At 39.8% G+C, this 11,183-nt stretch carries 10 protein-coding genes and 1 pseudogene; 9 read left to right on the forward strand and 2 right to left on the reverse strand.

Annotated features, from left to right (window positions below):
* Positions 1–13 precede the first annotated feature (13 nt).
* The 5 genes from HMPREF0083_RS00240 (at position 14) to HMPREF0083_RS30005 (ending at position 4,086) form a co-directional block, all read left to right on the forward strand.
* Positions 14–769, forward strand: coding sequence for an SDR family oxidoreductase (locus tag HMPREF0083_RS00240; protein ID WP_040300969.1), 756 nt, complete (start codon positions 14–16; stop codon positions 767–769).
* 87 nt (positions 770–856) lie between these two features.
* Complete coding sequence (locus tag HMPREF0083_RS00245) at positions 857–2,065, forward strand: M20 family metallopeptidase (RefSeq protein ID WP_040300978.1); 1,209 nt, start codon at positions 857–859, stop codon at positions 2,063–2,065.
* Positions 2,066–2,316: 251 nt separating this feature from the next.
* Positions 2,317–2,517 carry a DUF3311 domain-containing protein gene (locus tag HMPREF0083_RS00250; protein ID WP_040300970.1) on the forward strand — a complete coding sequence of 67 codons (201 nt, stop codon included), beginning with the start codon at positions 2,317–2,319 and terminating at the stop codon, positions 2,515–2,517.
* Positions 2,514–4,016, forward strand: coding sequence for a sodium:solute symporter family protein (locus HMPREF0083_RS00255; protein ID WP_021618861.1), 1,503 nt, complete (start codon positions 2,514–2,516; stop codon positions 4,014–4,016). The genes HMPREF0083_RS00250 and HMPREF0083_RS00255 overlap by 4 nt, the downstream gene beginning before the upstream one ends.
* Positions 3,961–4,086, forward strand: a complete 126-nt coding sequence (locus HMPREF0083_RS30005; RefSeq protein ID WP_370952322.1) for a hypothetical protein — start codon at positions 3,961–3,963, stop codon at positions 4,084–4,086. Before HMPREF0083_RS00255 ends, HMPREF0083_RS30005 begins: the two co-directional genes overlap by 56 nt.
* On the opposite strand, the gene HMPREF0083_RS00260 is transcribed toward HMPREF0083_RS30005, so the two are convergent.
* On the reverse strand, positions 4,079–5,536 hold the full coding sequence (locus tag HMPREF0083_RS00260) for a DHA2 family efflux MFS transporter permease subunit (protein ID WP_148315809.1): 1,458 nt from the start codon (positions 5,534–5,536) through the stop codon (positions 4,079–4,081). The two genes, HMPREF0083_RS30005 and HMPREF0083_RS00260, sit on opposite strands and share 8 nt — an antisense overlap.
* A 382-nt stretch (positions 5,537–5,918) precedes the next feature.
* Here HMPREF0083_RS00260 and HMPREF0083_RS00265 point away from each other — a divergent pair, with 382 nt between their 5' ends.
* The 3 genes and pseudogenes from HMPREF0083_RS00265 to HMPREF0083_RS00275 all read left to right on the forward strand — a co-directional run bounded on the left by HMPREF0083_RS00265 (position 5,919) and on the right by HMPREF0083_RS00275 (position 8,371).
* Complete coding sequence (locus HMPREF0083_RS00265) at positions 5,919–6,659, forward strand: Fic family protein (protein ID WP_021618864.1); 741 nt, start codon at positions 5,919–5,921, stop codon at positions 6,657–6,659.
* A gap of 189 nt (positions 6,660–6,848) precedes the next feature.
* Positions 6,849–7,049, forward strand: a pseudogene (locus tag HMPREF0083_RS00270) (RNA polymerase subunit sigma-70); the annotation flags it as partial.
* A gap of 170 nt (positions 7,050–7,219) precedes the next feature.
* Positions 7,220–8,371, forward strand: a complete 1,152-nt coding sequence (locus HMPREF0083_RS00275; protein ID WP_040300971.1) for a tyrosine-type recombinase/integrase — start codon at positions 7,220–7,222, stop codon at positions 8,369–8,371.
* Between the two features lie 45 nt (positions 8,372–8,416).
* Here the strand turns inward: HMPREF0083_RS00275 and HMPREF0083_RS00280 are convergent, their stop codons facing one another.
* Positions 8,417–9,511, reverse strand: a complete 1,095-nt coding sequence (locus HMPREF0083_RS00280; RefSeq protein ID WP_021618867.1) for a restriction endonuclease, SacI family — start codon at positions 9,509–9,511, stop codon at positions 8,417–8,419.
* Between the two features lie 110 nt (positions 9,512–9,621).
* Here HMPREF0083_RS00280 and HMPREF0083_RS00285 point away from each other — a divergent pair, with 110 nt between their 5' ends.
* Positions 9,622–10,779, forward strand: a complete 1,158-nt coding sequence (locus tag HMPREF0083_RS00285; RefSeq protein WP_021618868.1) for a DNA cytosine methyltransferase — start codon at positions 9,622–9,624, stop codon at positions 10,777–10,779.
* Positions 10,780–11,183: the final 404 nt, after the last annotated feature.

Below are 11,183 nucleotides of genomic sequence, written 5' to 3' on the forward strand. Positions count from 1 at the left end.
GGAGGTGGATTGGATGCTGCTGGAAGATAAAGTAGCCATCGTTACGGGAGGAGGTTCTGGGATGGGCCGGGCCGTTTCGCTGTTATTTGCGGAACAGGGGGCACATGTTGTCGTAGCGGATATCGATGAGGAGGCTGCACGGCAAACGTCAGATCATATTGGCCCGAGAGCTTTTCCGATACAGGGGAACGTTGCGGAAGCGGAAGATGTAAAACGGATGGTAAGGGAGACTATCAATCGATTTGGCCGAATTGACATACTTGTTAATAATGCCGGGGTGCCACTGGCATTTACCCCGATTGAAGAAACGGAAGATGAGACATGGGATCGCATGATGGATGTGAATGCGAAATCAATTTTTTTAACTGCAAAGCATGTCGTTCCCCATATGAAAAAAAGCGGCGGCGTTATTGTAAATACGGCTTCCATCGCGGGAATACGGGCCCGACCGGGATTGCATGCGTACTGTGCTTCAAAAGGGGCGGCCATCATGCTTACAAAGGCACTCGCCATTGAACTAGCGCCTCATAAGATTCGGGTGAATGCCATTAATCCAGGCCCTGCCGATACGCCGATGCTCAGTCGTTTTATGAACGGGGATGCTGAGCAAATCGAAAAGGATACGAAAGAGATTTTTATTAACAGCGTGCCGCTTGGAACGCTCATCGAAGCGCAAGACATCGCAAACGCTGCACTGTATTTGTGCAGCGATCTGGCGGCGAAAGTTACGGGTGAAGTGCTAAACGTAGACGGGGGCAGAGGAATCTAGTTTGTAGCGGCACATGCGGAAATGGTGAACTGGACACCGGTTATTGGCAGCGTCACAAAAAATGTAGAGGAGCGTGAACATATGTCTATGGAACAGGTGACATCCTATGTTGAGGAAAAAGAGGTTGTATCGTTAACCCAGCGTCTTATTCAGATTCCGAGTGTATATCGTCCGGGAGTTCCCGATGGGAATGAGGAGAAGGTGGCCCGCTATGTTGTCGATTATTTACGCGAGACTGGCTTTTCTGTGCAGTTTGAAGAAGTGGTGCCTGGGCGTCCGAATGTTATTGCTATTTACGATAGCGGGAGGCCGGGGAAAACCATTTTATTTGAGGGGCACACAGATGTAGTAACAGAAGGCGACCATGACCTGTGGAGCTATGATCCGTTCGGCGGCACGATACAAGGCGGCCGTATTTATGGTCGCGGTTCATGTGATACGAAAGGGAACCTGGCAGCAGCCATTTGTGCGGTAAAGGCGATTCAACGTTCCAAGCTCGATTTCAGCGGCAAAATTATTCTTTGCATTCCTTGCGATGAAGAAGGGATGATGATAGGCATTAAGGAATTCATCCGCCGCGGTTGGGCAAACGGTGTGGACGGCGCAATTATTTGCGAACCGGAAGAAAATCAAATCTGCATTACGCAAAAGGGTGCCATGCGTGCCATAATCAATGTATATGGTAAAATGGCGCACGGTGCGATGCCGCTTACTGGCATTAACCCAAATACAAGGATGGCCCGCATTGTTGTCGCACTCGACGAGCTGGAGAGAAAAGAAAAAGAAAGGTTGGGTGAGCATCCGATGCTGGGGTGGCCGAGCATTACCCCAACCATTCTTCGGGGACCGGTAAAAGGAGAGCCACAAATCAACGTTGTACCGTCTCAATGCATGACAACGCTTGACATACGAACAGTTCCCGGACAGGAGCATGCGGTGCTGAGACAGCAGATGGAGGACATCTTGACCGAGTTGTCCCGCGAAGATAAAGATTTTAAAGCAACGCTTGAAGTCATTGAAGAGAGGCCGTGGACGCTAACATCACAGGAAGATCCGATTGTGCGGGCAGTTGCTGAATCTTATCGCTCCATTACGAAAAAAGATCCGATCTATAACGGAGTGCCGGGTGCAACGGATGGCACGTTTTTGCACAAGGCTGGTATTCCAATCGTCACTACGGGAGCCGGAGACAGGCATATTCCTCATCATGCAGATGAGTACGTCGACATTGATGAGCTTGTGGAGACGACCCGTCTTTATGCGCTCTCTGCACTCCATTTTCTGAAGGATGAATAATTAGTAAGGGATGAAAAACTAAAAGCTGCTGGAAGGTATACTTTATTGTTAAGATCGGATGTATTGTGTACTATTTTATAATGGCGAGGGACAGCTTCTTTCCTCTGTGCTTCATTTTGCGATACTGGAAAGAAGTTGTGCCTGTTTTTATCCCGCGTTTAACGAGCAGTAAGCAACCCGCCTCTAAACTTAAGAGGACAAAGTCATATGCTTGCTCTACTCATTATATGGCGGTTATTGGGGGGAATATAATGAAGAACATTAAACTGTTGCTCTGGCTGCCTTTTGTAGGGATGCTGCTTTTTCTGCCGTTAGCGAACAGAGTTGAGCCCTACATACTTGGGCTGCCTTTCCTTCTTTTCTGGATTGTAGCATGGATGGTGCTGTCCTCCATCATTTTAACGGTTATTTATCGATTCGATCCTGACAATAAGGGGGGCGATGCAGAATGAATATATCCCTATTGATCATTTTCATTTTCCTATGTCTGGCTCTGTATTTAGGCATACAGGCAAAACAGGGAAAGAAAATGAATATGGAGCAATGGGCCGTTGGTGGCCGCGGCTTCGGTACGTTGTTCATCTTTTTACTTATAGCCGGAGAGGTATATACAACTTTTACCTTCTTGGGCGGAAGTGGGTGGGCGTACTCTAAAGGGGCGGCCGCCTATTATGTTCCTTCCTATATTTTTCTGGCGTATGTATTATCCTATTGGCTGGCGCCTAAAATTTGGAGATACGCGAAAGACAACAAGTTGCTGTCACAGCCTGACTTTTTTGCGACCAAGTACAGAAGCCCTTACTTGGGTGTCCTTGTTGCTATTGTAGGCTGTTTGGCTCTCGTTCCGAATATCATTATTCAATTTAAAGGATTGGGAATTATCGTCTCACAAAGTTCGTACGGAGCTATTTCACAGACAGCGGCCAGTTGCATTGGAGCTTTGGTCGTTACGATTTATGTTATGGTATCCGGCATTCACGGATCGGCCTGGACTTCCGTTATTAAGGACTTCATGATTTTGATTGTCGTCGTCTTTTTAGGTTTATACATTCCGTTTCATTATTTTGGCGGGATTCAGCCTATGTTTGAGGCTGTCCATCATGTGAAGCCTGAACTTCTTACATTGCCAGATCAGGGATTAAGTACTTCGTGGTTCATCTCGACCGTTTTGTTGAATGCGATAGGATTTTATATCATGCCTACTTCTTTTATGGTTGTATTGACGGCGAAAGGTGAGAAAGCAATTCGCAAGAACGCAATTCTTCTACCGCTATATACCATTTTGTTGCTATTTGTTTTTTTCATTGGCTATGCGGCTGTTGTGCAAATTCCTGGCTTGCAAGGAGGGGAGGGTGATTTATCGTTATTAAAGCTTGCAACACAAACGTTCGATCCGTGGATTGTTGGCTTTATTGGAGCTGCCGGGTTATTGACGGCTCTTGTTCCAGCTTCTGTTATGCTTATGTCAACCTCCATCGGCCTCACGCAGAACCTATATAAGGTGATTGTTCCATCAGCAACCGAAAGGCAGCTATCATTCACTTCCAAAGGGTTCATTTTACTCTTATCGGCTATTTCCCTATACTTTACGGTTAATGGCAGTGATGCCCTTGCGATACTGAACATTATGTCATACGGATTAATTATTCAGCTTGCTCCTGCGTTGTTTTTCAGCTTTGTTAAAAATAATTTTGTGAATAAGTATGGAGCATTTGCGGGAATTATTGCAGGAGAGCTTATGGTTTTATATATGACTGTAACCAAAAAAACAATAGGCACACTATTGCCATATGCTTCCCGAGCCATTCAGGATATTAATACAGGATACATTGCACTTCTGGTAAATATCATCGTGATGGTAGTGGTCAGCTTAGTCACTAAAAATATAAAAATTAATGAGACAAAACCGGAGAATCCCAGACTGGTTTTACATGAAAGCAAGAACGAGTAAGCGAGAAGAGCTTGAAGCAGGACAGGCCCGCTATATGGTTAAAGTAGCGAGCCTGTCTTTTTTTAGGTGAGCGCTTTTCTTTTCCCCCTAATGATTTCTCTTTCCTCACCTCTTGTGTCTTTCCTTTGCTTTGATTTAATAAAGAACGACAACACCACGCCAATGGCGGATATGAATGCGGCAACTGTAAATGACATATTAACACCGTAAATCATACCTTCTGCACCTGCCTCTGAAGGGGTATCCAATGCGCTGTTTGTCATAATTGTAATAAGCAGGGCCGTTCCGATTGAGCCTGCTACTTGCCGTAGTGTGTTGTTCATTGCCGTACCATGCGGTATTAATTTTTGGGGTAGTTCATTCAATCCCGCCGTCGTAACCGGCATCATAACCATTGCAACCCCAATCATTCGTATCGTGTTTACTGTAGTTAAATAGGCGAACGAAGTAGTGGAGGTCAAATCAGTAAACATGAACGTTGTTATCGTTACAGTGGTTAAACCAAGTATAGCCAACCATCTTGCTCCTACCTTATCAAAAATTCGCCCCGTAACCGGCGATATAATCCCTGTTAGAAGTGCCCCAGGCAAAAGCATCATTCCTGATTGTACGGCTGTAAAGTGATGCATATTCTGCATGTAAATCGGAAGGATAGTCGCTCCGCCAATCATGGAAACAAAAACGACAATTCCGATTATGGTCGTAAGCGTAAAAACCTTGTATGTAAATACCCTGAACTCAAGAATCGGCTGGGCTAACATGAATTGTCGCCATATAAATAAACTAAGTGAAACGGTGCCGACAATCATAGTTATAACTACTTCGCTGCTTCCCCAGCCGCTGTTCCCTGCGCTACTAAACCCATATAACAGGCCGCCAAAGCCTAATGAGGACAAAATAACAGATAAAATGTCCAGCCTGGGAAATGTTCGTTCAGTTACATTTTTCAACATAAAGTATGTAACGATGAGGACAATCAGAGCAATTGGTAAAATAACAAAAAAGAGGACACGCCATGGATAATAATCTACGATCCAACCGGAAAGAGTCGGACCGATTGCTGGCGCAAAAGCGATGACCAATCCGAACATGCCCATAGCCTTCCCACGCTCTTCGACAGGATAAATTATAAATAACACGGTTTGCATTAATGGCATCATGATGCCTGCGCCAGCCGCCTGAATAACTCTGCCCAATAGTAAAACCGGATAGGCAGGTGCAATTCCGCAGATAAGCGTACCCAAGGCAAAAATGCTCATAGCGGAAAGAAACATTTGTCTTGTGGTAAACCGTTCAATTAAAAAAGCGGTAATGGGTATCATTACACCATTGACAAGCATAAAAGCGGTCGTTAGCCATTGCGCCGTATTTGCGGAAAGATTCAAATCCCTCATGATATGCGGCAGGGCTGTAGCTAACAGTGTCTGATTTAGAATGGCTACGAATGCTCCTGAGATTAATACCATGACAAGAGGCAATTGGTTAAAATGTTGAGCCGATTGTTCTTGCATATTTCTCATGTTCATTCCCTCCTTTGCCGTTTTTTAGATGCTGATGGAAGTTTTACTTTATTATTTGTTAATCTTAGGTTTTTACACTTCTTCTGATTCACGATAACAGCAAACAGTAAAAGAGCATCAGTTTTTTGTTATATATATCCGATTTGATAAATCGACATATGTTTGTGGTGGGAGGTAAGAAAAAAAGGAAGGGCGGTGAGCGGGAGTGGTCGGAAAAGCACCCGCTGGCCTTTCTTCTGCCGGAGTGCAGGGCGCATTCACAGGGATATGTGAAGGAGCTAATGATTTAGAAAAAGTTCGATAGCTTTTTTGTTTGTCTGTTTCCAGATATAATGAAATACAATAAAACAGGAGTGTCATATCCAAGGAACGGAGGATTGCATTGGACATACCTTTATTAAATCAGATTGATGAAAAGAAAAAGATACTGGATCAAAAAAGACCTTTCTCACCCCATACCGTAAAAACGATTCGAGAACACTTAATTGTAGAATGGACATATCATTCCAATGCTATTGAAGGAAACACACTGACTCTTTCCGAAACGAAAGTCGTGCTAGAAGGCATTACAGTTGGCGGTAAGACGCTTCGTGAGCATCTGGAAGTCATTAACCACCGGGAAGCTATTTTTTATTTAGAGGACATGGTGCGGAATAAAGAACAGCTTTCAGAATGGCATATCAAGAATTTGCATGGAATTGTTTTGAAGGGGATTGATCAAAACAATGCGGGAACGTATCGAAGAGAAAATGTCTTGATCAGCGGTGCACGGCATATCCCACCAGATGTCCTGCAGGTTCCGGAGCAGATGCGTGAGATGATGGAATGGTATCAGGGAGAGGCACAGGAGTTGCATCCGGCTGTACGAGCAGCTATGCTGCACAGCATTTTTGTTAAGATTCATCCATTCATTGATGGAAACGGTCGGACAGCGCGGTTGTTGCTAAACCTGGAACTCATGAAATCAGGATATGCTCCAATTGTTATCCAAAAGGAAAAAAGGCTCGATTACTACAAAGCGTTGGATGAATCGCATGTTACAGAAGATTATTCTGACTTCATCCAGTTGGTTGCAAGCATTTTGGACGAGACGCTTGATTTTTATTTCCGAATTGTAAAGTAAGTAGCAATAAAACAGCCAGGTTTGCTCAAAAGGCAGACCTGGCTGTTTTATTGCTTATTATGCAGTTGACAAGAATCTTTTTCTTTAGTCGATAAAAAATAGGCTCATCCAGAGTAACCGTACAGGCACACAGTAGGCGATCACCTCATACCTTGAAGATAAGGCGAAAATCATCCGGGGGTGACCGTAATGGCAGGCTTGCTAGCGGTAGTAACGATGTTTTTCAAAGATCTCATGCTGTTTGTGTCGTATATTAAAAACAACGCGTTTCCACAGCCATTGAGCGAAGAAGAAGAGAATAAGTACCTGGAGCTGATGACGAAGGGAGATAAGTATGCGCGGAATATGTTGATTGAGCATAACCTTCGACTAGTGGCACATATTGTTAAGATGTTATAAACAATACCATATATATTTGCAAGATATTTAATTTGATTAAAGAAGCAAATAAGAAGAATCCAAGGAAACTACTTGTTAATAAAAGCTAAAGAGGGACAACCTTTCTTTAGCTTTTATTCGTTTTTATGACAGGAAAATCTTATCTGTTTGGAGGTCTAATTATGAGAGGTAGCTTAAAAAAACGAGGTAAGTACTGGTATGCTATCGTAGATATAAAAACGGGAAATTCGAAAAGAAAACAAAAATGGATTAATACTAAATGTGAACGAAAGTCAGATGCTGAGAAAGTATTACGTGACATCCTGACAAAAGTAGATAAACATCAATTAATACTTTCAGAAAAAATAACGTTTACCCAATTGTTAATGGATTGGTTAAATCACGTTATAGTTAACAGTGTAGAAGAAACGACCTGGGAAAGTTACGAATTAGTCATTACAAAACATATAATTCCCTATTTTAGGAGTCAATTGCATGATATTTTGTTACAGGATTTGCAGCCAGTCCATTTACAAAAATACTACGATGAAAAATATCGAGGAAATAAAAACGAAAAAGGATTATCATCAAATACATTAAGAAAACATCATGCGAATATAAAAAAGGCTTTAGATCATGCAGTAAGAATGAACTTAATTTCTATTAATCCTGCTGATAAGGTTGTTTTACCGAAAAAGGAAGCGTATCGAACTAATTATTATACTGTTGAACAGCTCCAAAAACTATTCGATATATGCTTGGGAACCAATATTGAATCAGCCGTTTATATTGCTGCTCATTATGGTTTAAGACGAGGAGAAATTCTTGGACTAAAGTGGGATGCAATCGATTTTAATCAAGGCACAATTATTATTAAAGAAACAAGAGTAAAGTATGGGAGAAATATAGTTACTAAAGGACCTAAAAGTGAAAGTAGTTTTAGAATCTTGCCTTTAATGAGTAATATTAGAAGCTATTTGAAAGAGGTAATTTTAAAACAAAAACATAAAAAACTATTTTATGGAAGTAACTACAACGATTTAGGATATGTATGTTGTTTAGATGACGGTAGCCCGTTAAAAGTTGAATATTTAAGTCGGAAGTTTAAAGAAATACTTAAGAAGAATAATATGCCTCATATTCGTTTTCATGATTTACGACACAGTATAGCAAGCTATCTTTTAAAACATGGAGTTAGTTTGAAGGATATTCAGGTTTGGCTTGGACACTCCGACTTGAGTACTACGGCTAATATTTATGCTCATATAGACATGGAAATGAAACACGAGACAGCAAAAATGATAAATAATATTTTTGCCAAGGTGAGAATCTGAAAAACTCTAGCTTGTGTTAGCTAGAGTTTTTACATTTTGCTTATGTTATTCGATTAACTGATGGTTACGTGCTGTTTTGATTACGTGATTGAGCGTTTCTTCTTTTACTCTTGCTTCATCGCATGTATGCATCAATAGTTTGAAGAAATCATTAGCTGTTTTCGGTAAAATTAAAGATAAGATGTTTTTTGTGAAAGCTTCGTAACTTGTAAATGTAAGATAAACTCCTAATTTGGAGGCGCTTAAAACTAACGGTGTGTGAGAACCATCAAATTTAGCACGTGGTCCTGTTATAAAAGTTAGTCTATCGCATCCAGCTTCGGCTGTCTTTCTCACTGCATGTTCTACATCTTGTTGTGAGTAATGTTTATCTTTGGCTTCAATTGTATATAAAATTTCATCTTCATGGTATACATCGATATCGTTTACTTCTTTAGAAGAAGCACCTGACTGGTTAACAACATGTACTTCGACTCTATTTTCACCAATTATCGTTTCGGATTTAAGTTTTAATAAAGTGCCTATGGCTAAAGCTAGACATTCTCCACCATAAGATTCTTCCAAGAGTTCTTTAATAAAAATTTCTATGTCGGTATAAGTAGGTGTTTTTATTGATGTAAAATTAAATTTTTGTTGTTTATTTTTAGCCAATTGTAATGCATAAAATAATGCGTCTGTTAAAGAATGAAAAGCTTCATTTTGTGAATTAATCTGAGGTAAAAAATCACAAAGAAGATTTAGTAACATACTATCTCTACCTTTGCGTACTGCATTTTTTGGGCTTAATTCAGTAAAACGTGCAGGCTTATTTAAAAAAGGCTCATTTGAATTTCCTAATGCTCCATTTAGGTTGTTCCGTTCAAAAGGAACTAATACTTTATGACAAAGGGACCTAGCATCATAAGCACCGCTAAGTGTAGATTTTTTCTGTAAACATATAGGATTTATTTGTGGAAAAGAAGCTTTAGCTAATAATGCGTTAACCAAAATATATTTAAAAGTTAAGTGTGTATTAAATAAAACAGTATGGATAGCATCAGCAAATTTAGAGCTAGGAGTATAATCCCCAGAATTAGCAGTTTTAAAAGCCTGCTCTAATACTAGCTTGGCTTTTTCGTGGTTAATGGTAACTTGTTCCATACTATAGACCGCCTTTATTCATGTATTTTTGTGATATGATAGGAGAGTTATATTATTATGAATAACCATAAATTAAAACTATATAAATTACTGTGTAAAGAGGTTAAGCTATGAAAAAAATTTATACTGGTATATCCCTATTTTCAGGTGCTGGTGGCATGGATGTAGGATTTAAGAATGCAGGTGTAAAGGTTCTATGTGCTAATGAGATAGATAAATATGCATCTGCTACTTACCAAGCTAATAATCCAGAAACAAAATTTAAACTAGGTGATATCCGAGATGTATATAGTGAATTAAAAGAGTTTAAAAATATAGATATTATTTTTGGAGGTCCTCCTTGCCAAGGATTTTCCGTAGCTGGAAAGATGAATCCTGATGATGAACGAAGTACTTTAGTATGGTCATTTTTAGATGTAGTAAAACTCGTGCGTCCCAGAGCTTTTGTAATGGAGAATGTTAAAGCGCTGGCAACACTCGAAAAATGGAAAAATATAAGGGAAAGAATTATAAAACTATCTAATGATATGGGATATAGTTGCTACCCTTATGTATTAAATTCATCGCACTACGGTGTCCCACAAAAACGTGAACGGGTTTTCTTTGTAGGTTTTTTAAATAAAGTGTTAGACCCTCAAGCTTTTCAATCTAGAATTGAACAAAAAAAGCAAAAAGCAAAATCAGTTCGGGAAACAATTATGCATTTAGGACCAGCAGGTACAGATAATAATCCTCAGACTTGTACAGCAAAAATTACATTAGCAACAAAACCAGTAATGAGAAAGTCACCGTATGCAGGCATGATTTTTAATGGGATGGGAAGACCATTAAAACTAGATGATTTGTCAAATACTCTTCCTGCATCAATGGGAGGGAATAAAACCCCCATAATAGATGAGGCCTTATTATATAATTATGCAGAAGATGATTGGATAGTTGAATATCATAAAGCATTACTTGATAAGCGTATAGAACCAACTTATTGTGAAGCACCTTCTAGATTAAGAAGACTAACTATTAAAGAAGCTGCATTGCTCCAATCATTTCCTGAAAATTATATTTTCCTAGGTAGTAAGTCATCTATATATAAACAAATCGGTAATGCTGTACCATGCTTACTTGCAGAGGCTATAGCACGTTCCGTAATAGAAGAACTTGAGGATATTCCGGTAATTGTGAATGAGCCAACTCAACTTTCTCTAGAGTCATTTATAGATAACCGCGACTCGTTCATTGATGTTAAAGATTCATTTATAGATGTTTACTAAAAGAAATAAACGATAACTATATTTTAACTATTGCACTTTATGCCAAAAGTGTCAATAAAATATAAGATATAGTAAGAATATAGGCTTATGTATTAAAGATTAAATAGATGGTTAGCAAAATGTTAGCAAATCATGCCAATTAAGTAATCAAGGATTGCAGCCAAATGGTCGCAATCCTTGATTTTTCTGTATTATTTGCGATATGGAGAATGTTGATGATGTAATAGTCACTAGAACATGAATCTAGAGAACTTAATTTAGATATCATTTTACACTTCGAGAATTTATTGATCAAATCCGGTATTCATACATGTTTGTGGCAATCTAAAAATGTAGTGTTTGGCAATTAATTTTGTGTAGCCTTTTCGGACATAAAAAAAGCCACTTGCCAACATCCTCTTATC

This window comes from Aneurinibacillus aneurinilyticus ATCC 12856 (assembly GCF_000466385.1).
Classification (GTDB): Bacteria; Bacillota; Bacilli; order Aneurinibacillales; family Aneurinibacillaceae; genus Aneurinibacillus; species Aneurinibacillus aneurinilyticus.